26 protein-coding genes, 1 tRNA gene and 1 pseudogene are annotated in these 22,287 nt (G+C 40.8%); 7 read left to right on the forward strand and 21 right to left on the reverse strand.

Annotated features, from left to right (window positions below):
- Positions 1–18: 18 nt before the first annotated feature.
- From ASULF_RS12185 to ASULF_RS05840, 18 genes are all read right to left on the reverse strand, one after another.
- Positions 19–156 (reverse strand): hypothetical protein, encoded by a 138-nt coding sequence (locus tag ASULF_RS12185; RefSeq protein WP_015590759.1) that lies wholly within the window; start codon positions 154–156, stop codon positions 19–21.
- Positions 149–319, reverse strand: a complete 171-nt coding sequence (locus tag ASULF_RS11930; RefSeq protein ID WP_015590760.1) for a hypothetical protein — start codon at positions 317–319, stop codon at positions 149–151. Before ASULF_RS11930 ends, ASULF_RS12185 begins: the two co-directional genes overlap by 8 nt.
- Positions 316–513 carry a type II toxin-antitoxin system HicB family antitoxin gene (locus tag ASULF_RS05770; protein ID WP_015590761.1) on the reverse strand — a complete coding sequence of 66 codons (198 nt, stop codon included), beginning with the start codon at positions 511–513 and terminating at the stop codon, positions 316–318. The genes ASULF_RS11930 and ASULF_RS05770 overlap by 4 nt, the downstream gene beginning before the upstream one ends.
- A 74-nt stretch (positions 514–587) precedes the next feature.
- Positions 588–914, reverse strand: coding sequence for a hypothetical protein (locus ASULF_RS05775; RefSeq protein WP_048098140.1), 327 nt, complete (start codon positions 912–914; stop codon positions 588–590).
- Between the two features lie 26 nt (positions 915–940).
- A complete protein-coding gene (locus ASULF_RS05780; protein WP_015590763.1) occupies positions 941–1,207 on the reverse strand; it encodes a hypothetical protein in 267 nt (88 codons plus the stop codon).
- Positions 1,208–1,256: 49 nt separating this feature from the next.
- Positions 1,257–1,526: a hypothetical protein gene (locus ASULF_RS05785; protein WP_015590764.1), complete on the reverse strand. Its 270-nt coding sequence runs from the start codon at positions 1,524–1,526 to the stop codon at positions 1,257–1,259.
- Entirely contained in the window at positions 1,526–1,966 is a 441-nt protein-coding gene (locus tag ASULF_RS05790; RefSeq protein ID WP_015590765.1) for an EVE domain-containing protein, read from the reverse strand. Before ASULF_RS05790 ends, ASULF_RS05785 begins: the two co-directional genes overlap by 1 nt.
- A gap of 320 nt (positions 1,967–2,286) precedes the next feature.
- Positions 2,287–2,943, reverse strand: a complete 657-nt coding sequence (locus tag ASULF_RS05795; RefSeq protein WP_015590766.1) for a M48 family metallopeptidase — start codon at positions 2,941–2,943, stop codon at positions 2,287–2,289.
- 9 nt (positions 2,944–2,952) lie between these two features.
- Positions 2,953–5,853 (reverse strand): type I restriction endonuclease subunit R, encoded by a 2,901-nt coding sequence (locus ASULF_RS05800; protein WP_015590767.1) that lies wholly within the window; start codon positions 5,851–5,853, stop codon positions 2,953–2,955.
- A gap of 56 nt (positions 5,854–5,909) precedes the next feature.
- Positions 5,910–6,326, reverse strand: coding sequence for a type II toxin-antitoxin system VapC family toxin (locus tag ASULF_RS05805; protein ID WP_015590768.1), 417 nt, complete (start codon positions 6,324–6,326; stop codon positions 5,910–5,912).
- Positions 6,295–6,555 carry an AbrB/MazE/SpoVT family DNA-binding domain-containing protein gene (locus ASULF_RS05810; RefSeq protein WP_015590769.1) on the reverse strand — a complete coding sequence of 87 codons (261 nt, stop codon included), beginning with the start codon at positions 6,553–6,555 and terminating at the stop codon, positions 6,295–6,297. The genes ASULF_RS05805 and ASULF_RS05810 overlap by 32 nt, the downstream gene beginning before the upstream one ends.
- A gap of 346 nt (positions 6,556–6,901) precedes the next feature.
- Complete coding sequence (locus ASULF_RS05815) at positions 6,902–7,921, reverse strand: hypothetical protein (RefSeq protein WP_015590770.1); 1,020 nt, start codon at positions 7,919–7,921, stop codon at positions 6,902–6,904.
- Positions 7,918–9,258, reverse strand: coding sequence for a restriction endonuclease subunit S (locus tag ASULF_RS05820; protein WP_015590771.1), 1,341 nt, complete (start codon positions 9,256–9,258; stop codon positions 7,918–7,920). Before ASULF_RS05820 ends, ASULF_RS05815 begins: the two co-directional genes overlap by 4 nt.
- A 26-nt stretch (positions 9,259–9,284) precedes the next feature.
- Entirely contained in the window at positions 9,285–9,458 is a 174-nt protein-coding gene (locus ASULF_RS11935) for a hypothetical protein (protein ID WP_015590772.1), read from the reverse strand.
- A complete protein-coding gene (locus ASULF_RS05825) occupies positions 9,458–11,128 on the reverse strand; it encodes a hypothetical protein (RefSeq protein WP_015590773.1) in 1,671 nt (556 codons plus the stop codon). Before ASULF_RS05825 ends, ASULF_RS11935 begins: the two co-directional genes overlap by 1 nt.
- Before the next feature lie 101 nt (positions 11,129–11,229).
- Positions 11,230–12,747, reverse strand: a complete 1,518-nt coding sequence (locus tag ASULF_RS05830; protein WP_015590774.1) for an HsdM family class I SAM-dependent methyltransferase — start codon at positions 12,745–12,747, stop codon at positions 11,230–11,232.
- A gap of 540 nt (positions 12,748–13,287) precedes the next feature.
- Positions 13,288–13,728, reverse strand: a complete 441-nt coding sequence (locus ASULF_RS05835; protein WP_048098142.1) for a hypothetical protein — start codon at positions 13,726–13,728, stop codon at positions 13,288–13,290.
- Positions 13,729–14,491: 763 nt separating this feature from the next.
- Positions 14,492–14,725, reverse strand: a complete 234-nt coding sequence (locus tag ASULF_RS05840) for a hypothetical protein (RefSeq protein ID WP_015590776.1) — start codon at positions 14,723–14,725, stop codon at positions 14,492–14,494.
- Positions 14,726–14,858: 133 nt separating this feature from the next.
- On the opposite strand from ASULF_RS05840, the gene ASULF_RS11940 reads away from it, so the two are divergent.
- The 7 genes and pseudogenes from ASULF_RS11940 to ASULF_RS12400 all read left to right on the forward strand — a co-directional run.
- Positions 14,859–15,005 (forward strand): hypothetical protein, encoded by a 147-nt coding sequence (locus tag ASULF_RS11940; protein WP_015590777.1) that lies wholly within the window; start codon positions 14,859–14,861, stop codon positions 15,003–15,005.
- Positions 15,006–15,253: 248 nt separating this feature from the next.
- Positions 15,254–16,144, forward strand: coding sequence for a hypothetical protein (locus ASULF_RS05845; RefSeq protein ID WP_144060486.1), 891 nt, complete (start codon positions 15,254–15,256; stop codon positions 16,142–16,144).
- Between the two features lie 16 nt (positions 16,145–16,160).
- Positions 16,161–17,765: a UvrD-helicase domain-containing protein gene (locus ASULF_RS05850; protein WP_015590779.1), complete on the forward strand. Its 1,605-nt coding sequence runs from the start codon at positions 16,161–16,163 to the stop codon at positions 17,763–17,765.
- Positions 17,752–18,864: a hypothetical protein gene (locus ASULF_RS12125; RefSeq protein ID WP_015590780.1), complete on the forward strand. Its 1,113-nt coding sequence runs from the start codon at positions 17,752–17,754 to the stop codon at positions 18,862–18,864. The genes ASULF_RS05850 and ASULF_RS12125 overlap by 14 nt, the downstream gene beginning before the upstream one ends.
- A gap of 97 nt (positions 18,865–18,961) precedes the next feature.
- A complete protein-coding gene (locus ASULF_RS05860; protein ID WP_015590781.1) occupies positions 18,962–19,417 on the forward strand; it encodes a hypothetical protein in 456 nt (151 codons plus the stop codon).
- A gap of 79 nt (positions 19,418–19,496) precedes the next feature.
- The gene (locus ASULF_RS05865) at positions 19,497–19,688 is read left to right on the forward strand and encodes a hypothetical protein (protein ID WP_015590782.1); all 192 of its coding nucleotides are present in this window, start codon (positions 19,497–19,499) and stop codon (positions 19,686–19,688) included.
- Positions 19,689–20,046: 358 nt separating this feature from the next.
- A pseudogene (locus ASULF_RS12400) lies at positions 20,047–20,163 on the forward strand (type II toxin-antitoxin system CcdA family antitoxin); the annotation flags it as partial.
- A gap of 51 nt (positions 20,164–20,214) precedes the next feature.
- On the opposite strand, the gene ASULF_RS05870 reads toward ASULF_RS12400, so the two are convergent.
- From ASULF_RS05870 to ASULF_RS05880, 3 genes are all read right to left on the reverse strand, one after another.
- Positions 20,215–20,287 (reverse strand) — tRNA-Val (locus tag ASULF_RS05870).
- Between the two features lie 306 nt (positions 20,288–20,593).
- Positions 20,594–21,502 (reverse strand): 3-hydroxyacyl-CoA dehydrogenase family protein, encoded by a 909-nt coding sequence (locus tag ASULF_RS05875; RefSeq protein WP_015590784.1) that lies wholly within the window; start codon positions 21,500–21,502, stop codon positions 20,594–20,596.
- Between the two features lies 1 nt (position 21,503).
- Positions 21,504–22,280 carry an enoyl-CoA hydratase/isomerase family protein gene (locus ASULF_RS05880; RefSeq protein WP_015590785.1) on the reverse strand — a complete coding sequence of 259 codons (777 nt, stop codon included), beginning with the start codon at positions 22,278–22,280 and terminating at the stop codon, positions 21,504–21,506.
- Positions 22,281–22,287: the final 7 nt, after the last annotated feature.

Here is a 22,287-nt window from a genome sequence, read left to right on the forward strand (position 1 = left end):
CGAACATTATTCCCGGTTTTAGCTTCTTCCACACAGTTGCAGCTTGATGAAAACATCCTTGCCATCCTTGAAAAAGCGATCCATGAACTGCTTGGGGATCGGGTAGGTTACACCTACGATCTTCTCTATAAATTTCAGCCTCCGAGCTTTATTCATCAAGATCTTTATTAAATTTCTTTTTAAAAACAGTTTTTGCCAAGTCTGAAAACTCTGGAAATTCCTGGATAAAGTTGTTGAAAAGCTCTCTTGCACAAAACTCACAGCCGCCATCTGCTTTAGCGAGAACCTCAAGAACCTTTCTTGCTTCATCCCTGTTCATGGTCGTCCTCTCCAAGTTCTGGAAGTTTTTAATCTTTTCTTTGCAGCTTCAATCCAAAGCTCAATGGCAGTTTTAACTTCTTTCAGAGCCTCTTCATCAGTTTCGCCAAAGACAGAACAACCTGGCAACTCAGGAACTATAGTAAAACCTTCATCTTCCTTGCTGTAGAAGATTTCAATTGAATATTCAAACAATTGACCACCTTTGTAGTTTTAATTAAGTGTATTTTTATGTGGAATTCTCGAATTTTTTCTGTTTATCATCTCGTTTAGAAGCCTCCACCTAATTTGTTTTTCAGCCAAAGAATTGCCTCTTTAAATTTCTCAATATCATTTTTGAATTCTTTGGTAATGGTAACAGAAGGCCATTTTGAGAGATCTGCTGGTATATGTTTAAAAATGGAGATTTCACTAATCTTTTTATGAAATTCTTCAAGCACCTCTTGGCTCACTCTTGTAGATAACCATCCATAATTAAGCATAAGTTTTCCGTTAGTATAAATTGTAAAAACCGAGATTGTCTTTCCGTCTATAATATAATGAAAAGTAAAAGATCCTTTTTCACTCCCCGTCCCAAACTGCACTCTATCTGCCACGCTGTTACTCCATCTATATAGATCTTTTACAATTTCAAAAACGTCAGATCCAAAGCGTGCAAAGAAAAAGCAGATTCGCTACACTCGTTGATATAACGGATTATCCTCTTTAGCTCATCATTAATTTCATCGACTGCAATAACAAGGATAAAAGAACCGCTCTCCAGCGATTGTTTTATTCCTTCTCTAAAACTCTCTTCATCCCAATCTCCTTCTACGGATTCTCCTACCAATTCAGATAAACTTTTACCTTTCATCCTTTTAATACGACCGACAAGCTCTTCGTAGCTCATCCCCCAAAGATGGGCTGCATATTCTAGGATTTGTCCTATAACTTTCCGTTTAGGTATCAGGGTTTGTTGCCAGTTTACATTCAATTATAGCTATATCTCCATTTTCACTGAACGCCAATATATCCGTTGAGCCTGAGCCTGGAAGCCAAAATTCGGCAACTGCAAATACGAGTGGTGACGCTCCCTCTCTTATCTCATCTACTGGTATCAGAGATGGCGATTCGATTAGCAATTTTTGCAATTCAGCTTCTGCTTTTGTATCGATAGATTCAACAGGTTTCCAATTTTTAGAATCATCAGATCGAATAAGAATTTTCATCATATCCCTCCTGCAACGACCTTATAATCCTCCTCAGTAATCTCCCTCATCGCCTTCCCCATCAAATGCCCGCTCCACTTCTTCTTGTTGGTGATGAACTTCAGCTTAGGGATTAAAGGCTTGAATTCCACAGGCCTATCGAAGATCTTGATTGGTTTGAGCTTAATTCTTAGAGGGAAAGTCTCATTCCCCATGCCTTTTGGAGATTTGAATATTCTGTTTGAATCTTTGAAAACTTCAGAAACGGCTTCGTAAACCGCAACAATCCTCGGCTCCTTAACTGTATCCTTATTTCTTTCCTGTTTGAGGTAGATAAGCAGTTTATCTCCCGGCCTTACCTTTGCAATTGTGTTCTTGTGCCTCTCAGGAACTCCCCAGATGTTTTTCTGCTTGATTACTCTCCAGTTATCCTCGTTGGTGATGCAGAGCCAGTAGGCCATAAAATCACCCGTATTAAAGTTGTAATTCCCAGATATAATTCTTGCTGAAGTATAGCTCAAAGATTCAGTATCTTCTTTACATCATTGGATATAAACCCCTAGAAAGCAGATAAAACGATACCTCTTTGATTTATGTTCACGATGCATGAACTTTTTTGCACATTTCTTCCAATTTTTTGTGTGTGCTTTTCACGAAAATGTATCCTGTTCCTTGTTGTGGGATTTGGTTCTGATGTGTTATTAATTATAACACAGGCTGTGTTAAATAATACAGCTTAGATTGGGTTATGTTCTCTCGGAAAGTGCACACAAAACCTGAATTACTTGATGGATCTTAACTTTCTCCAAACCTCACTCCTCTCAACCATAACCCAGTATTTCTTCAGTTCCTTTTCAGCATTCTTGTATTCTGGATAGTAAAAGCCAACAAGATCCCAGAATGCGTTAGTGTGTTTGGGTTCAATTAAATGTGCGAGTTCGTGAACAACAATATATTCTCTCAACTTCTCAGGCAGAGCGAGCATTGCAAGGTTAAAGCTGAGGTTTGCCTTTGATGAACAGCTCGCCCACTTTGTTTTCTGCATTTTTATGAAGATCCTGCCATACTTTATTCCAAGAAGTCTTGAATAGAATGAAACAGTGCTTTTTAATTCTTCTCTCAGCATACTCACGAGTCTTCTTTTCAAGCTTCTCATGCTGTAGTATTTCACAACACCTTCCTCACCGTCAAGAATCTCGAAGCTCTTATCTTTAACAAGATGGTAGAATTTGCCGTTGAGAATTAGCAGATTCTCCTTCCCCTTTATCTCACCTGCAAGCTCTTCGATTTCCTTTTTCTTTTTGTTTATCCACTCAGCATGGTCGTTAATGAAAGTATCAACATCAAAATCGGGTGGAGCTACAATCCTAACCATTCCATTGGGCAAAACCTGAATTCTTGCATATTTCACAGGTTTTCTCTCCACTAGCACGTCCATCGCCTTCACCTAATTTTTCCAGCTTTTAGTTTTTGCTTCCTTTTCAGCCTGATTTACAAGAAAGCGAACAATCTCATTTCTTGTGGTTGTAATATCATCAAGCTTTCCACCCATTTTTTCTATGAGGTATAGCAGAATACTCCTTTCAACCTCCTGCACAACCCCACTCTTCTCAAACCATCTGTGGAATGTTATCGAATCAACTCTTTCCATTATTTCTTTAACAGCGTTCACAAGCTCAGTATCGTCTGTTTTATCGGTTAGGTGAGATTTGAGAAGCTTGAAAACTCTGTATTCTTTCTCATTTAGCTTGAGTTTCTCTCTTTCCTTTCTTTCCTTGTTGATAACCTCAGCAATAGATAGAAGTTCTTCGTAAAGCTCATCAATATCTCTCCTCCTTTCATTCCAGTCTCGCACGATTCTATCAACTCTCTCAACAATACTCTCATCAGAGATGTCCTTGGCGTAATTCTTTACTGGGAAAAGAAGATCATAAAATCTTCTTGTACCTTTTTCTGATTTTATCCGCCTGATGAAATCATCATCTATAACAACAACCGGATAATCTTTCTTTATCTTCTGCACATCAATAGTTTCGTGGATGAATTTCAAGGCCTCTTTGTAAAACTGATCCTTTTTCTGCTCGATTTCAGCATCAAGTTGATTTTCCCTCTGCAGGTAAACGTGATAGATTTCGCTGAGAAGATCGAATTTTTCCTTGAATTCAAGTTTATCTTCAAGTAGAAGTCTATAGAGATTCCTGATTTCAAAGTAGAGCTTTCTGAATTCATCAATGTTGTTTGAGATAACAAGAACCGCTCTGTCAATAACATCCCTATCATAGCTCAGCTCGAAATCGAAAAAGTTGAAAGCCTGTTCTATCTTCTTCCTCAACTCCTCCTTTATCTCTTCCATGCTGTATGCCGCTCCTCTAACATCCTCTTCCTCATACATCTCAAAGGCTTTCTTTAGAAACTTGAAGATTCCAACATAATCAACAACCAAACCTGCACCCTTCAGATTCTCTCCATTTTTGATGAATGGCCTGTTGGTTCTCGCTATCGCCTGAAGCAATCTGTGTTCCTTTAATGGCTTATCGAGGTATAATGTTTGCAGTATTGGAGCATCAAAACCCGTGAGGAGCATGTCTGTAACGATGAGTATCTTTGGATTCTCCTTCTTCTTGAATCTCGTTATGATTTCCTCATGAATTTCCTTCAGCTCGTTCTTTCCATATTTCTTCCTGAGCTTTTCAAGATAGTTCAGCAGTTCCCTTGAATCGTTCTGCTGGAATGTCATCACGATCTCAGTTTCATTCTCGTTCAGGAACTTGTCAAGGGCTTGCTTGTAATACAGGCATGCGTTTCTGCTCACCGCAACAACCATAGCCTTAAAAGGCTTGACGTATTTGATGTAATGGCTAGCTATATCCCTCGCTATTCTCTCGATCCTGTTTCTATCTTCAAGAATTACCTTAACCTTGTTGAGCTTTCTCTTCAAATCCTGCTCAACCTTCTCTCTATACTCTTCTGGAATTTCCTCAAGCTTGGATGAAAGGAAGATCTCCAGATTTTCTCTATCGAGGTGAACATCATCAAGCCTTGACTGATAGGCGATCTTTACCGTGAAGCCGTCATTAATCGAATCAAGTATGAAGTAGCGATCGAGGTAAGGTTCATCTGGATAGCCGAAGGCTGAATATGTATCTCTGCCCTTCTTTGCTATCGGTGTGCCAGTGAAGGCGAAAAAGCTCGCATTCTTCAGTATTCCTCTCATGCTGGCTGCAAGCTCACCATACTGAGTTCTGTGCCCCTCGTCTATCAGGCAGATCACGTCCTTCCTCTTCATTATGCTCCAGTGCTGTTTCTCCATCTGCTCTCTTAACTTCGCAAGCTCTTCCTCTCTGAACTTGTGGATGAGGGTGATAAAGAAGCCACGCTTACCGTCAGCATGGCTAAGAACTTCTTTAAGGTGACCAATGCTCTCAATCACCTCACAGCTGATTTTCAACCCCTTCAGTTCATCGGATAACTGTTTCTGCAACTCTACCCTGTCAACTATGAAGAAAATGCTCGGATTGCCAAGCAAATCCCTGATTTTCACCGCTGAGAATGTCATTGTAAGCGTTTTGCCCGTTCCCTGCCAGTGCCAGATCAATCCCTTGTTTCTATCAGTCAATCCCTTGGCATAGCTCACCGCTCTCTCAACAATGGCATTCACCGCCCTGTATTGCATGTATCTCGGCAGAACCTTGGTTATCTCTCCGTCTTGCTCACGGTAGAACGTGAAGTATCTTACAACATCAAGAAGAATCTCAGGTTTCAGAATATCGAACTGCGGTTTCCACTCATAGACGGGAACGTTTTCAGCCCACCTGACAATCGGGAAGTAAACAAGCTTATCTGCAAAGCTCACACCAATCTGAACATACTTGAAAAGCTCGGGAACAGATTGCTCATACCTCTTTATCTGAGAATATCCCTCCTTCCAGCTCTTTGCCATTTTCTTGCACTCAATAACAGCAAGAGGAATTCCGTTAACAAACAGAGTGATGTCCGGGATTACTGCATCTCTAAAGCTCACCTGCCTTGAGAAAACGAGGCTGTTAGCTTCAAGATTATCGTAATCTATCAGCCTGATCGTTTTAAGGTTGCCTTCAGAATCCTTTATCGTTACACCCCTCTTGATCACATCAAGTATCTGCATTGAGCCCTCAACATCAAAGGAACGGGTTTCGAGGAAGTTCAGAACCTCTTTGATGTCTTCCTCACTAACATCGTTCAGCCTTTTCAAAGCATCAACAAACTCATCTAATGCGAGAATGTCAGGCTTCAGCCTTTTCTGCTTCCAGCCATAAGACTCGAGTATTTCCGAAAGATAATCTTCAGATTGAGATTTTTCTTTCCTCACTGTATTTGAGTTTACAGTTCAGGCAGATAAAATAGTTTCGAATGAGGCAATCATGCTCAGAGAATTCTGCTGATCGCTTCTGAAATATTCCATACCTCTATCAAACCCACCTTCTTGATCGGATCAAAGTGTTTGTCATTTGTAATAAGAACGGCATTTGTTTTAAGGCATGTGGCAGTATGAATTGCATCAGCAACCTCATTTTCTGGGAAATACTCTTTACACGCTTTGATTTCCTCATCTGAAGGATTTACGATAATAACTCTGAGTTTCAGAAACTCAAGAAAATTCTCAGCATCAAACGCCTTACCATACTTTTCATATTCTGCAAGCAAAACGTCATTTGCCACCAGAATAAATTCTGGATTAGAGAGAAGATGTAGAACTAATTCTGTTGTTTTCGTCCATCCTTTTTTAACTGCAGCTATGAAAACGTTGGTATCAATCAGAAATCTTGTACCTCCTTCTCGCAATTCTGTTCCCTTCCTCTTCTATTTCTCTTTCCAGATTTTCCAGATCAATTGATTTTGCTTTCTCAATAAGGTCCTCGAGCATCTTTCTAACGTCAATCCTCTTGAGTATAACTGCATTCTCGTCTACATCTGCCACTAGGAATTCCTCTCCCGGCTTTATGTTCATCTTATCCCTTATTTCCTTAGGCAGCAGAATTCTGCCCTTCTTGTCAATTTTTGCCACTGGCATTTTCCCACATTTCCCACTTGATTTGGAAGGTTATAAAGGTTTTGCAGTTATGATGGGAAAGTATCCGAAATTTGTTCGGATTTTTCAGGAGTGGGTTATATAGGTGGTAGAGGTGTCTTGCGCCAGTTACGAGTTCAATACTTTTCCGACAAGAGGTATAATATTTACTATCTCTATCAAAATATTTGTCTTCTCTGTCTCATAATGGTAATGTCTCCTTTCGTGAGTTGGATGCGCTTTTCCGGAAATGTTTTTCGTATCACTACCTACTGGCGAGTAACTCGAGGCGAACTCTACTGTTATGTGCCTCTTTGATCACGAGTTCACCTCCGGAAATTTCCATGGCTTATTCCTTTTCACTCAGTTTATCGAAACCGTATGTTCTCAATTTTTCTAAGATGTATTCAAAAGATTCACAAACAACAGCGAAAACGTATCTCCCATCAAGCGTATCAAGGTTGAATTTGTGCCTGCCATGAACCGGCACACTCAAAGCGCTATCATATGTCCCGTAGCGCAAGATGTAGTTCAGTGATTGGTGCATACTGTTTGCTAAGTATCCACTCTCTTTTAGCAATTCCAAAAAAGCTTTTATACTCCCTCTGCCCTGAGTGGATAGTTTAATTCCAGTATTTTCTGCCACTGAGCGAACAAAAAGCTCGATAGCATTGCGGAGATCTACGAGACCATCTTTTACTCTGCCATTTTCAATATTGTTGTTTGCAGATTCCAGCAAGTCGCCAACATCCCCATAACCCCATCTACGTAAGATCTCTGCCGTAGGCAACCTATCAGCAACCTTTGATTTCGGCATTGGTGGCACAATTTCCAGCATGTGCAATGCACGGGCGATTCTCTTAATGAACAGCTCATTTTCCAGCAGAATTTCATCATATACCGATGTAGGTATTCTAAGTTTGATACCCAGTTGAGAATGCTTGAAATATAATGCGGGAAAAGAAAAAATTTCCAGTTCAATACCGTGACGTTTGCTTTTTGGGTAGATATTCCACAAAATTAACACACGCCATGGGTTTGCATCACGAGTTCTAAGTAATACACGTTCGTATTTTGAAAACTCAGCTTTATCTTTGTTATATAAGGAAATTAACCTCTCCCTAATTGTATACTCCGTCTCGTATGGTAAACCCAGCACGAATTCAAATTCTCCATATGAATACGTGAAAAGCCTGTTTAGAGCCTCTAAATCTCGTATCGTGAATCCTTTCTCTTTTAAAAAGTGCATTAAGTTGCTCTTCAAATCAGATAGCTCGTTTTTTGCTTTTTTGAGATCTTCAGAAAGTGGTGCGAAATATCTTCCGTACATAACAATAGAACTGGGAACGAGTTCAAGCATTTTCATCATACTGGCTTAACCCTCCTCTTCCCAGTCAGCAAATCATTCATCAAACCCTTCTTAATCCTCTCAAGCTTCTCCTTGCGTTTCCTTTCGAGTTCGAGTTTTTTATCTACTGTTGAGAGAATTTCGGTAATTTTTTGCTGTTCTGAAAGTGGAGGTAATGTTATTAGGAAGTTCTTTACCTGCGTCAAACTTAAATTAGCTTGGGCTGATTGGACTGCAATTGTTCTAATGTACTTTTGGATAAATGGGCCTGCAAGATAGTATTTTAGATAGTTTATTGCCAATTCTACGTTCTTTTTTAGACGAATAATGGCAAGAGCTTGGTTCGTATTTGCAGGTAGGACTTCTTTAGTTACAACAGCCACCCGTCCTAACGCCCCAGCAATTGAAAATACTATATCGCCTTCCTTTAATATCGATCGGCTAAGTACCTTATTGGCTTCTTCGCTTATATGAGCAATATTATCCCAAACAAAATTGCCGTGTTCATCAATGCTTTCTACTTTAATGAAGTTAACTCCAGACTCAGTAAAATTGAATCCATAAGTGGTAGGCGTTGTACCTTTTGTAATCGTTTCTGCTAAGTCTCCAAGCCTAACAACCTCCCACTCCTTCGGAATCCTCCCAATCTCTGTATCCTTGAACTCCTCATGTCCTATACCCTTCGTCAAAAGCTCCTGCATCAAACCCTTCTTCAGCCTTTCAGTTTTCGCTATCGCTTCATCTATCTTCTCGATTGCTTTATCAACCGTGCTCAGAATTTCGGCGATTTTGCGTTGTTCTGGGAGGGGTGGGAGTGGAATCAATACTTTCTCAAGATTTCTTCGACTGATTCGCTTTCTTGTGGCTCCTGAAGCCAATCTTTCTACCCTTTCCAACGTGGCCTCAAAATTGAGAGCGTAAACAATAAAATTTCTATCAGCCTTACTGTTATCTACTTTTAATATGGTTATGTCTACCGCCACAATATAAGGGTATGGCAATCTAGGTGCCAAACACGCTCTTCCAATTGGATCGGGCATCCTCGAAATAAGAATGTCTTTTTCAGGGTCAACAAAGGTGCAGTTAAGCTGTTTTGCTCTTTCAGGAGAGATAAATCTCCTTGATTTGTTTAAAAATGTGCCAACCCCTACATTTCCAATTTGGATTAATCTTACACCCTCGTTAGTGTAATCTTCTTTTAAGATCCAATCTCCATCTGTAAGAGTGCCTAAATCGCCAAGTCTAACAACCTCCCAATCCTCTGGAATTCTCCCGATTGGAGTTTCTTTATATTCTGCCATCAAATACGGATCCCTCCTGTCTTCTCCAACCTGTTGGTTGGAGTGGTTTTTGGACATCTTTGGCCATTCCTTACCGCAAATAATTATCTTTTTATGATATTCACTCTGCTGTTAGATTTTCTCGTTTCTTCTTTTACCTTCTTTCTTTCCCCATTAGTAGCTCTTAGAAGATTAAATTCTGTAATCATTGAGTTTTTACCCATATTAATAATAATTAAAGCTTTCCACTCCATTCCTAAGTCGTTAATTAACTCCATTACTCAAAAGCTCCTGAGAAAATTATCAATATCCCTTTATCTCCATAGATTACTGGCATTGCATACACAATAACTTGGTTGTAGTCTGGCAATTCTTTTCGTATGAGTTTTTGTATGTTGTTTCTTATTTTTTCAACCCGATCACTCTTTAATCTACTACTTGGAATCGGATTAAATGTGCCATCATCTTCTACGCCCAAAAGATATACTTTACACTTAGACGACTTCAGTTTTGTAGTTAAATCACTACATAGTCGCTGGACAATTTCATCGTCCTTACCTGAGAAAAATTCTTGGGGTTTAAATTCTAAGATTTGGTCTTCTAATTTAGTCAACCTACCATCAAAAGAAAGTTCTCGCATTATCCGCTCGGCAAAAGGCTCAAGGAAATAATAAAGGTGCGAATGTACATTTGATTTAGCTAAAGTTTTAAAGATAACAAATTCCAAAATGCGTGTTGTAACTTTATCTTGAAGATTTACAGAGGAGTAGTACTCAATTATTCTATCAATAAATTCTGGAACCACGATTTCGCTCCAAATATTTAAATTCTTAATTTTCAGTGGATCTGGAGAAATCCTCATTCCTGCATGAATTATATTGATCTCTTCTCCATTGATAAACCTACCAAGTATGTCGTCGAAGTAACTGCTTCTTATTTCGATGTTCCTGCAGACGAATAAAATATCAACTTTAAGGTTCTTTTTTTCCACTACTGGAATATATTCTCCATCTTCAAATTTTATTACCTTATCCTTCTCATCAAAGAATTTGTGCAAATATAATTCAAGAGGGCCTGGTTTTTCTTCTTTTGTCATTTTTTCCACTGATACAATTTCCCTGAACTTTTTTCTATAAAATTCGATATCATACCTTTCGGCGATTAAATCTTGTATAAAGTCACCAATATTTTCATACTTCTTTTTTCCAACCCAAATTTGAGTTATAGGGAGGTATGTTATTGGGGTAGAAAAAACAATTTTTCCCTCTTTAATTTCGGGATGCTTCTCAATCCAACGACTAATCTCTTCTTCAGTTAATTCGAAAACAATGTCTATATCATCGATTTTCGACTGTATGCGATATTTTCCACCGAAATGGTAAAATGCCTCTTTATGCGGCAATCCCAACCAATCCACAAATGATTCTGTGGCCCACCTTTCATAATATTTGACTTTTATTGTATCTTCAGCATTTACAAAACGAATATATCTCAAAACATTATCTGAATCTAACATTCGAGGTATAGTTTTCCATTCTGGTGAGATAGTCTCTTCTCCAAATATGCTATGGCAAAGCACCAATTCGTTCTTAAAAAGAATTAAGATTGCATATTTGTTCTCTTCACGCATTCTTGTTTGCAAACTATCACTGAAATCATTGAGTAATGCCTCCATTACCTCTTCTTGTATGTTGTCCGGATACTCCTCAAGTAACGAAATCACCCATTTTCTCGGGTTAGTCCTTAATCGTATTTCACTCAAAGCTCTCTCTTTGGGATCAGGAAGTCTCGCAATAATGCTCTTTATTTTTTCAATATCTCTTTTTTCAGATATTGTCGTGTGATGGATTTCCTCTTCCTTAATCTTTTTAGACGATGCGAAAACTACATGGTGATTCGTACTTAAAGAATGTAGGTCATCTGAATTGAGATCCTTCCTAACATTCATTGAGTCTTATAACAAATCTAAAGAACATAAATTTTTCTTTGAATACTAATTGAGTTATACAACAACAAAGCATCTACCACACACCTTAATACGAAATGCGATCAATATTTAAGTTCGGAGAGATACTCTTCAATTCTAAGCTCAACTTCCCTCATCTCTTCCTCAATCGCTCTCAATTCCTCCCACTCCTTCGCAACATCAATCTCCTCAATCTCCTCCTGCGGAAACACATACAGCGTAACGTTCAAGTTGTAATCATTCTCCCTGATTTCCTCAAGTGAAACAACTCTGCAGAAGCCATCTCCATCTTTGAACTCATTGTAGGCATTCACAATTTTCTCGATATGCTGTTCCCCAAGCCTGTTAAGCTTCCTAACTTCAGGATGCTTTTCGAATTCATTGGATGCGTTTATGAACAGAATCTTGCCCTTTCTGTTTTCTGGCTTTTGCTTGTTGAAGATTATAATCGCTCCCGGAGCACCAGTATTGTAGAAGAGCTTTTCAGGCAGCAAAATAACACATTCAATTAGATCTCTCTCTAGTATAGCCTTTCTGATCTGCCTCTCCTTTCCACCTCTGAAAAGGCATCCGTTATCTATCACAACGCCAACTTTTCTCTTTGCTGAGGCAAGCATGTGCTGAATCCATGCCCAATCAGCGGATTGCTTTGGTGTAAATCCATATTTGAACCGCTCATCGTAAAATTCCGCCTTTTTCAGCTCCTCCTCTCCATACCCATCCTGATTCCAAGGAGGATTGGCTATGACGATATCAAACTTCCTGAACGTCTCGCCTTCCTTGAATCTCGGATTCTTCAGTGTATCTCCAACTTCAAGTTTGATATCTTTTATACCGTGAACGATTGCGTTCATCTTCGCTATTGCATAAGTTGTGGGATTGACCTCCTGCCCGTAAAGGAAGAGCTTCTTTGCCTCTTCCTCACCATACTTCTGCTTAACATAATCATATGCCCTGATAAGCATCCTCGCATAGCCCGCTGCAGGATCGTAAACGCTATCCATTGGCTGGGGATCAACTATCCTAACAATTAGATCAACAACTTCTGAGGGAGTGAAAACCTCCCCTTCTTTGGCCTTCTGTGGAGCGAAATAACCGATCAGCCATTCGTAGGCATCACCGAGGATGCTATCACTTGCTCTCCCAAGATTTAGTCCGCTGAAAAGCTCAAAAAGCTGAACGAGAATATCAAAATTATCTCTGTGCCTCGTAAACTCAAGAAAATCAAGCCTATCAACTACTCCCTGCAATTCGGGATTTTTCTCAGCAAGAAGTTTCAACGCCTCAGAAAGCCTTACAGGTAGTTCATTAATGTTCTTCCTTAATTCCTCCCAGAGATATTTCTCGGGATATGTGAATCGGTGGAATGATTTATCTTTTGCAAGAACTTCGGCTTCTTTCCTATCTAATCCCTTCTCCAGTAGAGTTTTCAGGGCTTCGTTGTATTCCTTCTTCCACTCATCGCTGAGCCGTTTCAGAAACAGGAGAACAAGAATGTACTTGTAATCTACCCTCGTTCTTATCAGATCTGCTGCCTGCTTGCACGCTCTTATCAGCTCATCTCTTGTGGTTTCAATCTCAATGTAATCGGCAAGAGTCATTATATCCAAATGAAGCTGTTAGCATTTTTACTTTTCTCAATGAGGTGATGTTTAAGAACTGTTGATTACTGTTGATTTCTCCAAATTAACGTTGATCAACGCTGATTTTGATATTGATCAACAGGTTGATTGAGTATTGATTGCTGTTGATTGATCAGTTGATCCTGTTGATTTAGATATCAACAATGCGTTGATTTTGTGTTGATTCTGCTGATTGATTGTTGATCAGTAGTTGATTCGATGTTGATCGGAAAATGTTGATTTCATTGATAATTTTGTTGAGATTAAATGTTCACTTTGTAGAAGAACTCGTCTAGAAACTCTACCTAAAAAAAATAACTTAATCCTCGGGGAGAAAATACGGGCAAGACATTTCATCTAATTTATTCACCATCTCCACCTTCCTCTCACAGAAAACTAAAGATTCGTATTTATTTTTTGTCTGAGCATAGAAGCACTCATCACACCGGAACGAAACCATATTAAAAAATGATTGAAAAGGGTATATATACTTGGCGGAAATGAAAAAATAGAAAAAGATTAATCCTCGCTGAGAGAACCATCCAGATCTATCAGCAGTATAGAGTAGACATAACGCTTATCCAAGGCGGAATCATTGAGATTTATCCATTTCCACAGCCCCTCCACTGCTGCAGCCGCAGCAAGGGCAGCTGCGACGCGGGCTGGATAATCAAGCTGCAGGAGTGTGTTGTACACATTTTCAAGTAACTCTGCAGCGTCTATACCCCTGTTGTTTTTGTTTATTCTGTGTACTTTGTCTTTAAAATATCTAAGTTTTTGAATTGTCGCAATGTCAGCACTGCTAAGCTGTTTTTGCTTTTGCCCACCTCTGAGCTCTTTTTCGAGGTCAAGGAGTAAGTTTGTAATGACTTCGCTAAGACTTGTACCATGCTTTTGCAGCTCTCCTTTTATATATTCTAAATCCACATCTTTACTAATATATATGTTCACGCGCCCCATTATCAAATTGATGCGCATAATCTTATTTAATACTTTTCACTAAGTATATATATACCAAATAAGATTTTTTGTCAAAAATAGCTATCTTGTACACATGATATGCTTTCGAGCTATTATTACTGCTTTTTTGCCACCTGCACCTATACACACCCCAGCACCAATACTTCCACCCCCCAAACCCCCCTTCCAGGGGGCTTCATAGATTAAAAGAGGTTTTTTGCCCAATACCTTGCTGCTTGCTACTTTTTTGCCTTATTGCTTTTTTGCTACTTGCTTTTAGTGCCTTACTCCTGCAACCCAATGCTTTTTTACCTTATTCCCTGCTGCTTTTGCTGCTGCATTATACCAACTGCTTGCTATCCCATGCTGCTTTTTTGCCCGCGCGCCCCGCCCAGTTCGAGAGGGTTTTCATCAGCGGAAAAGTATAATTCACCAAAATAATCCAAAAAAACGGAAAAAATGGAAAAATCGGAAAAATAGGGAAAAGTGAAGGTATTTATATCTCAACGCATATAGTTACGACATGTTGGATGTGAGAGGAGTCATACGCGCGCAGCTCGAGGTTGTGGTGCATCGCGTCATCACAAAACATTCATTGAATATGACAGTTGATGATGTGCTGCACCACATTAAATCTTAACTTTTTTAATGAGAGGTTATTCTGGCTGTCACAGCTGTCACAGGTTTTTTTCCATATGTTTTTCAACGTCAAAAATGTGTGACAAGTGTGACAAAAAAGAGAAGAGTTAAGGGATGACACCTGTTAGGGGATGACACCTTTCTGGCGCAGCTTCTCCTCTACAACCTCTTCTAAGATTTTTTCAATCTCTTTCTTCAAACCACCCTCGACCTCGTTTTTGTAGTAGTAATTAATCAAGAAACGTACAACTTCAGCATTCATACTAACTCCAGCACGCTCCTTTACAGCATTGAACCTGTCTATGTACTCTCCATCAAGCTCCACCTTGATGATGAGCTTTTTTTTCTTGTCGTTCATAAACGTTACTTTGCGTTACATAGCATATATACTTTGCTCTTCTCGTGGAACGGTGTGTAACTCAACGTAACATTTAAATAGTATAGCGCGTAACTCTAGGTGACAACCCGTTCCAGAAGAGGTGATGTGTGAGATGAGGAGGGTGGTTGTAAAAATAGAGGAAGAGGAAGGAAGTGAGGTTGTACAGGCCCTGAGAGAGTTGAAGAGGAGGACTGGGCTGAAGTACTGGGCAGAAGTTATCAGATACTGTATAATGAAAACCTACAAGAACGAGCCATGAGCGCGGTAAACCAGCTTCTCCAGAATGAGCCGCCCTGCATTGTGGCGGCAAGAGTTTCATTGAGTCTCGAAGGGTTATTAGCACTAGCACAGTTCTACAAAGACAAGGTTGACGGCTTACAACTAGCACTCGTACTTCAAAACTACATCGACGCTGCAAGTGACGCTTGTGCAGACTGGATTAGCGATTCTAAGAAAATTTCAGAGGTGCTTGAGAAGGCAAGAGCCACCACATTCACCTGTGAATACATGAAGATGCAAGGATTTTGCACTGACATCGAAGAGTCACAGTGCCCGTACAGGACTAATCCTGCTGAGAAACTAAAGATTTTCACGAGGCAGTGCATACTCTTTGAGAACAGTGGTGAACTGTCTCTGAAAATCAACAATTACAAAGCTGTCGTAAAAATTTCTGGAAAGAGCGGGTTGATTATTCACAAGAAGGATAAAAATGGTACCGTGCAGTATATTCCAAATACACCTCTTATCACGTCGATATACATAAGCGCGTTCAGGGAGATTCCTGCGAGAGACATCAGCGATTCAGAGGCACTTGATTTAATCAACCACTGGCTCTCAAAGGCTGGACGCATAGTCGTTGAAGACGAGGACGACCTCATATTGCAGGAAGTCGTTGACATCATTGTAAGCGGTGAATATGACATCTACAAGCTTGAATTGCTGAAAACAGGTGAATTAACCACAGTTGATGGATTCTTCAGTGATGGTAAAAACATCTACATTGAAACGAACTTTCTACGACAGATTCTGGAGCAACATGGTATTACAATTTCACGACGCAAACTCGTCAAACCGCTGAAGAGAGTTTTAGCCGTAAAAGGAAGTAAGCTCGAACGTGTTGGGGAGAAAAGGTATAGATTTTGGATTTTCAATATACAAGCGATTAAGCAGTGTGTAAAGGACGATGTAGAATGGGAACCACAGATTCTCGAAAAGCCACCTTCCTTCGACGACCTCCTCGATAGTGATGTTGTAGGGGGAGAAGGTGCAGAGAGTCTAGATTCCGTCGACGAGGGTGTCGACGATAGTAGTACTGGGGGCGACGATGGTGGTACTACAGAATGTGCTAAAGAAGACGTCTATGATAACCTCGAGGAAGACTGGGATTCAAGCCTCTGAGGTGGTGTAATCAAATATGCACATCAGAAAAATCTACGGTCCTCCTGGCACTGGAAAAACAACAAAGCTCCTCAACGAAGTTAAACAAGACATCAAAGAGCTCGATATCACACTCAAAGATATAATGTATGTCAGCACCACGAACACAGCGATTGAAGAGGTGCGAGGTAGGATTGGAATTACAAAGAACAACGTTGGTAAATACTTCAAAACATTGCATGGTATTGCTCTCTCACACCTTCTCACATTCAAAAAAGATGTGCAACTGTACAATGCTGCAAAGAACACACTCAAACTCTACAACTTCGTTGAAACGGCAAAAATCAAATTCTGTAGAGAAATTAAAGTCAGGTATGAGCCTGAAGCAGTTAGTAGCAACGCACCTGCAAATCAAGCTTTCGAGGCGTGGAGCTACGTTATTGCAAAGTATTACCACTGCTTCGAGGATGTAGACAGGTGCTTCAGTGCTTTCCAGCGACTGTACAAAGATTTACCCTGGCTCGTACGTATAATTCGCAGGTGGCTCGAATATAAAAAACAGATGAACTACATCGACTATGAAGACTTATTGATTTACCTATACCACAATCCCCCGTATGCACTTACACCAGTAGTCAAGTTCGATGAAGCCCAGGACTTCGCTGACCTGGAGTGGGAAATTTTACGTAGAACGTATATTGACGTACCACCGTACACGCCACTGCCAAGACGTATAACAATTGCAGGAGATGATGATCAAACGATTCTCAGTTTCCGCGGTGCTTCAGCTGAGAAATTCCTTGACTTCCCTACGGATGAAGAGATAGTGCTTGAGAAGAGCTGGAGAGTGAAAGAAAACATACTCAAGTTTGCGAACAGCATAATCAAGCACGTCGAGAAAAGAAAGTCGAAAAAAGTAGAACCTGTTGCTGAAGGGGGTATCGTAGCATACAGGTCTTTTGCAAACATATATCAGCTTACTGACTTTGCTGCGAAAATTGCAAACAAATACAGCGACAAAACAGTATTTCTGTTGTTCTACACCAACTCGATGGTGCATGAAGCTGAAATTGAGTTGTACAGGCTTAAACAACCATTCCGACGCCTCAAAGGTGAGAGTGCGTGGGAAAAAGAGGTGTTAACGGCATGGAACATCGCTGCAAAACTGAAGAGTAACAAACAGTTGACGTACGATGAGTTCAAGTTCCTTTTGAGACATATGAGAGCGCATTTAATCAGCAAGGGCGAGAAAGAGAACATGTTGTCGAGCTTTAAACAGTGTGGTACACCCATTCAGTTCTACACGCTTACAAAACTCTACAGCATACAACAGCTCCTCGACTCAAAAACATTCAACTTTGCACGCACGCTTGATATAATAAAAACAGCACGCTATACTATTAAGCCAGCACAGGTGAACCTGTATGTTGACACCATCCACGCCTCAAAAGGCAGAGAAGCGAACATAGTTATTGTTGCAAACGCAATCAACAGGAAGGCTTTGTATGAGAACTCGATAGACGATTTGAGAAGAGTGTTTTACGTTGCAGCAACTCGTGCAAGGGATGTTTGCGTCGTTGCGAACATAGCCACCCACACACAATTCCTTCGAAAGGAGGTGGTGGCTTATGCTACAACTTAAACCAGAGCGCTGGAGTCCGCGCCTGCAAAAGGCGTGGGCTGGTAGATACCACCACCTCCATGCGTGGAGAAAGGTGGCGGAGGAAAGGATGAAAGTCCTTGACAAGCTCGTGCAGCTGGCAACTAGGTTTAACGCAGAATTGCGCTTCCTCCCACTAGATTTCGACAACAACCCTCTAACAAAAACGTGGGCAAGCATTGATGAGATAGACCATGAGCTACTCTTGTTTGCACCTGTCATTTTCAGAGAACTGTTCCCAAACGAGCTTTTAATCGAAATAGACGATGCTGATGATAATAGACTCCTCCGCAAAGCAATACTCGTCAAAAACGCACTTGACTTATTGGGGATAGGGTACACGGTGGGGTACACTGGGCGTAGGAGCTTTCACTTTAGCGTGTTAATTGATACAGATGCCTTGCCCAAAGAAGTGGATGTACAGCTCGTTAAGCAGGCAATAGTACGCAAAATCAGCATGTTTGCAGGTAATATTATTGATTCAATTGCTACAGGTGCCTTTTCTAGGAGAATGGTGCGTGAATTCTTCTCCCTTAACACGAAACAGGATAAGGGCGATGCCAATCAAGAAGAGGGTCGAAAACCTCCAACCTTTAAAATTCCTATCGATAAGCTGGAAATAAAGAGAGTGTTCTTTCCGGCCGTGCCAAGTATGCACTTTAATGGGTATAAAGTGTGGGTTCCAGATGAATCAACTCTCGAGTTAATCCAAGATGAAATTAAGGTTGATGAGAAGAAAATACAACTCATCAAGCTTCCACCTCGCAGAAGCAAACACAAGAAGGGTGGTAGAAAGAAAATACGCCCATGTATACAAAAACTTATCGAAAAAGCACAAGATAGTATTAATTTGGAGCACTATAAAAGAATTGCAATAGTTGCTGAGCTCTACGTTGCTGAATATAGCATTGATGAGATTGTGAGTGTTTTTAGAAACCAACCGGACTTTGATGAGAAGAAAACACGCTATCAGGTTGAGCATATCACTGCAAAGGGTATAAACGCCCCGTACAAGCCGTTTAGGTGTGCTACAATCAAGCAACTTGGTTTATGTGTTCCTACCTGCAAGTTCTATTCTTGATTATTTTATTAAGTTACTTTTCGTTACTTATCGTAACATTTATATATTAGAGAGTGTGTAACTCTAAGTGATAAATCGTTCCTAGAGGTGGTTATGTATGAAGTGCTGGAAGTGTAGTGCGGAGAACACTTTGAGAAGAGCATTGGGTGAGTTTAGAGGGAGAAAGTTGGCGATTTGGGATTTAGACTATGTAATTGAGGCTGGGCGACGCATTGTAAACATAACTGAAGAGAAAATGCTGAGAAGAGATGGTAAAAGATTCGTACCACAATACGAGGTTGTACCTGCGTTGCGGTTGACTAGGACTATTGGAGCTGAGTATACAATTCTTTTCAGCGATAAAAGAAACGACTACTATGAGCTGTATTTGCTCGAAAAGAATCACCTCTTCACGAAATACGTCGATGTAAATCTGTATGGAACCCTCCTCGTTGCAGGAGATTTGGATGACCTCAGAAGGACGTACTTTCAAAGATATTTTAGAGAATACTACCTCGAACATCAAGACGATCTCGCACGACTTGACAACAAGCTCGTGATGAGTGTGATTTGAATTGTTTCCTCCCCGACTTCAATGGCGGCGTTTTAACACCGCCTTGGATCGGGAGTGAGGGTAAAGGGGGGGTGGTTTGATGGCGGAGTGGTTGCACATACTTGAAATATATGTGAGAGAGGAGGAGAAGGAGGAAATTAAGAAAAAACTCGAAGAGCTTGGTTTAGAAGTCGCAGAGACGGGGATATGCGTCGTACGCAAAGTCAACGCTGGTGGCAAAGCAAGCCATGTTGAAGCGTGGGATTCAGGAGATAATTACTGCGGGTGGTGATCGTGAAGTGGCAGCTCGAAATCGGCAGAATCAAGCAATTTTCTTTGTTCAGGGGAAATAGAGGGCTGGAGAAGAGCGGGATTTGAGATAGTAGAAGTCATCGAGGAAGGCGACGGACACCTTAAGCTCCGGTTAAGAAAGAAGGTTCAACCTCAGAAAAGACGAGATTGAGGATATTGTAAGAAAATTCGAACTCATAAGTATCGACGAACTCCTCGATGATGAACCCCTCACCGGCGGCGCTGCAGCGGTTGCGAGTACCTTGGAGGTTGTTGAAGCCGTTGCGTGATGGGGTAACGGGATGAACACATGTGATATTAACAGTAATACATTTGTACAACACATGCCTACAGTAGACATGGTACGCAAAGTGAATACAACAGTCACATTGAGGGCGGATCTAAAAGAGGCAGCGAGGCGTTTTGAGCTAAATCTCTCAGAGTTACTCGAGCAAGCAATCATATCGAGGATTCAACAGCTCTTACTCGTCGAGTACGGGCTTCAGCTCAAAGAATACATTGAGAAGTGGGCTCGCCCGGATTCGAACCGGGGACCTCCGCCTTGTAAGGGCGACGTCATAACCACTAGACCACGAGCCCGTTTCGATTTGTGTGCATACTTGCATTATCCCGTTCAGGATTTAAAATTTATGATACATGTAGTGGACTTGACCACATGTGGAACCTTTTTAGCAGTCTGATGCTAAAAGCCTCCAGTTCGTTTTTGAACTGCGCAAAAAGCGCGAGGACGTGACTTAACAGGCGAAAAGGATGTTGGCTGTATGTAAGCAGATATGTTAGTATCCTGTCTGTAATTGGATTGGATGCACACTGCTCATTTACTAAAATCTTATACCAGAAAGCTACCACCAAAAGAATGAGAGAGTTAAATTAAAAGGGATTAACCTACTTCCTCAACCCCAACCTTTTAAGAACCTGAGTTGCTCTTTCCTGCCCAAAATACTCATAAACACCACCCTTGCTCTCTGGCCTAACGCTTGGGTCACCCAAATAACCTGCATCGACGAGCTGAACGAGCAAGCGAGGTGGAGCCCACTTGGGGTCTTTGGTCATCTCGTACATCGACTCATATATTCTCAGCCTGGTGTCAAGTCCCACCAAATCCCCTGTTTCTATAGGGCCCATTGTGTAGCCGTAGCCAAGCATCATGCCTATGTCGATGTCCTGTGGGGTTGCAACACCCTCCTGGACCATGAGCATCGCCTCCTTCCCAAGCATCAATCCCAAGCGAGTTGTCGCAAATCCAGGAGAGTCTTTAACAACTATGGGTACTTTTCCAAGACTGCTGAATAGTTCTCTAACCTCAGCTATGACATCTTCGCTCGTAAGCAAACCCCTGACAAGCTCAACGAGCTTTTGAATCTGAGCTGGATTGAAGAAATGGATTCCGAGGAACTTTTCAGGACTTTTGACTGCTGAAGATAGCTTTGTAATGCTTATAGATGAAGTGTTGGAACCTATTATCGCATCCGTCACTTCTGAAATCTTCTCAAGAACCTCTTTCTTCAATCCAATGTCCTCAAAAACAGCCTCAATTACCAAATCAGCATCCTTTAAATCTTCATAATTGGTTGATGTGCTTATCCTGTTCACTATTTCTTCCATTTCATCCTCATTTATCTTTCCTTTCTCTACAAGCCTTTTCAGTCCGAATCTCCCCCAAATTACCGCATTCATACCTTTTTTCAGTTTTTCTTCATTAACATCTAAAGCGATAACCTCAAATCTACTCTGAGCGAAAAATTGTGTGATCTGAGAACCCATAAGTCCGAAACCTACAACACCAATTTTCATACTACCTCCCCCTGAACTCAGGCTTTCTTTTTTCAAGAAAAGCATTCATACCTTCTTTCGCATCCTCTGTTGAGAAGAGAATCGAAAAGAGTGAGAGCTCATACTCCAAGCCATCATGCAAGTTCATGCTGTTTGATGAATTCAATGCCCTTTTAGCAAAAGCCACAGCTATGGGAGACTTCTCACAAATTCTCCTTGCAATTTCCATTGCTCTATCCATCAGTTTATCCTCATCAACAAGCTCATCAACTAGGCCAATTCTGTAAGCTTCTTCAGCTGAAATTATCTCTCCAGTCAACACGAGCTTCTTAGCCATTCCCACTCCAACAAGCCTTGGAAGCCTTTGTGTGCCTCCCGCTCCGGGAATTATGCCTATGTTTATCTCTGGTTGTCCAAACTTCGCTTTTTTACTCGCAACTCTTATATCGCAAGCCATCGCAAGCTCACAACCACCCCCAAGAGCATAACCATTTATTGCAGCAATCGATGGAATATCCATCTCCTCTATTTTAGTAAAAAGTCTGGTTCCGAGTTTTGCAGATTCAATGCAATCCAAAGGATTTCTCTTTGATAATTCTCCTATATCCGCTCCTGCAGCAAACGCCTTTCCACTCCCTGTTATGATCAAGACTCTTGCTCTATTTTCCACCTCTTCAACAGCCTGCAAAAGCTCAGTCCTTGTTTTACTATCAAGGGCATTCAGCTTCTCAGGTCTGTTCAGAGTTAACACTGCAATGTTATCAACAAATTCTAGCTTTATTCTCTCGAATTCAACCATTTAGATC

Source organism: Archaeoglobus sulfaticallidus PM70-1 (genome assembly GCF_000385565.1).
GTDB lineage: Archaea > Halobacteriota > Archaeoglobi > Archaeoglobales > Archaeoglobaceae > Archaeoglobus_A > Archaeoglobus_A sulfaticallidus.

Coding starts and splice junctions, on each gene's coding strand:
- ASULF_RS12185 (WP_015590759.1), bottom strand. CDS start 156: ATGAATAAAGCTCGGAGGCTGAAATTTATAGAGAAGATCGTAGGTGTA.
- ASULF_RS11930 (WP_015590760.1), bottom strand. CDS start 319: ATGAACAGGGATGAAGCAAGAAAGGTTCTTGAGGTTCTCGCTAAAGCA.
- ASULF_RS05780 (WP_015590763.1), bottom strand. CDS start 1,207: ATGAGCTACGAAGAGCTTGTCGGTCGTATTAAAAGGATGAAAGGTAAA.
- ASULF_RS05785 (WP_015590764.1), bottom strand. CDS start 1,526: ATGAAAATTCTTATTCGATCTGATGATTCTAAAAATTGGAAACCTGTT.
- ASULF_RS05790 (WP_015590765.1), bottom strand. CDS start 1,966: ATGGCCTACTGGCTCTGCATCACCAACGAGGATAACTGGAGAGTAATC.
- ASULF_RS05795 (WP_015590766.1), bottom strand. CDS start 2,943: ATGGACGTGCTAGTGGAGAGAAAACCTGTGAAATATGCAAGAATTCAG.
- ASULF_RS05810 (WP_015590769.1), bottom strand. CDS start 6,555: ATGCCAGTGGCAAAAATTGACAAGAAGGGCAGAATTCTGCTGCCTAAG.
- ASULF_RS05815 (WP_015590770.1), bottom strand. CDS start 7,921: ATGATGAAAATGCTTGAACTCGTTCCCAGTTCTATTGTTATGTACGGA.
- ASULF_RS05820 (WP_015590771.1), bottom strand. CDS start 9,258: ATGTCCAAAAACCACTCCAACCAACAGGTTGGAGAAGACAGGAGGGAT.
- ASULF_RS11935 (WP_015590772.1), bottom strand. CDS start 9,458: ATGGAGTTAATTAACGACTTAGGAATGGAGTGGAAAGCTTTAATTATT.
- ASULF_RS05825 (WP_015590773.1), bottom strand. CDS start 11,128: ATGAATGTTAGGAAGGATCTCAATTCAGATGACCTACATTCTTTAAGT.
- ASULF_RS05830 (WP_015590774.1), bottom strand. CDS start 12,747: ATGACTCTTGCCGATTACATTGAGATTGAAACCACAAGAGATGAGCTG.
- ASULF_RS05835 (WP_048098142.1), bottom strand. CDS start 13,728: ATGGGGCGCGTGAACATATATATTAGTAAAGATGTGGATTTAGAATAT.
- ASULF_RS05840 (WP_015590776.1), bottom strand. CDS start 14,725: ATGAACGACAAGAAAAAAAAGCTCATCATCAAGGTGGAGCTTGATGGA.
- ASULF_RS11940 (WP_015590777.1), top strand. CDS start 14,859: ATGAGGAGGGTGGTTGTAAAAATAGAGGAAGAGGAAGGAAGTGAGGTT.
- ASULF_RS05845 (WP_144060486.1), top strand. CDS start 15,254: ATGAAGATGCAAGGATTTTGCACTGACATCGAAGAGTCACAGTGCCCG.
- ASULF_RS05850 (WP_015590779.1), top strand. CDS start 16,161: ATGCACATCAGAAAAATCTACGGTCCTCCTGGCACTGGAAAAACAACA.
- ASULF_RS12125 (WP_015590780.1), top strand. CDS start 17,752: ATGCTACAACTTAAACCAGAGCGCTGGAGTCCGCGCCTGCAAAAGGCG.
- ASULF_RS05860 (WP_015590781.1), top strand. CDS start 18,962: ATGAAGTGCTGGAAGTGTAGTGCGGAGAACACTTTGAGAAGAGCATTG.
- ASULF_RS05865 (WP_015590782.1), top strand. CDS start 19,497: ATGGCGGAGTGGTTGCACATACTTGAAATATATGTGAGAGAGGAGGAG.
- ASULF_RS05875 (WP_015590784.1), bottom strand. CDS start 21,502: ATGAAAATTGGTGTTGTAGGTTTCGGACTTATGGGTTCTCAGATCACA.
- ASULF_RS05880 (WP_015590785.1), bottom strand. CDS start 22,280: ATGGTTGAATTCGAGAGAATAAAGCTAGAATTTGTTGATAACATTGCA.